Below are 242 nucleotides of genomic sequence, written 5' to 3'. Positions count from 1 at the left end.
GCCTTTATCGTCTCTCAATGGAAAAAGAAGCTCAAACGAGCGAGCCTGAGCGCCGCTAAAGCCTTAATCGAATCGGCCAAACGCTCTACAGGGCTCCCCGGATGCCCCATGTCTTCCAAGGTCTGCGTTCGTCTGCTATTAACTCAGCTGGATTTCTTTCAGCAGCAGTTGGACGAACTGGAAGAGAAACTGGGAATCCAGATTCAATTGATTCCAACCACTTCTTCACTTCGTACGTTTAA

At 48.8% G+C, this 242-nt stretch carries 1 protein-coding gene; it reads left to right on the top strand.

The window, feature by feature from the left end; translation table 11 throughout:
• Positions 1-242 (top strand): hypothetical protein (locus tag QMG93_RS35160; RefSeq protein WP_281944543.1); only part of this gene is annotated, 242 nt, incomplete at both ends.

It is taken from the genome of Paenibacillus tyrphae (assembly GCF_027925525.1).
GTDB classification, from domain to species: Bacteria; Bacillota; Bacilli; order Paenibacillales; family NBRC-103111; genus Paenibacillus_G; species Paenibacillus_G tyrfis_B.
The sequence above is the reverse complement of the archived record's forward strand: the minus strand, read 5'-3'. Positions and strand labels throughout refer to the sequence as shown.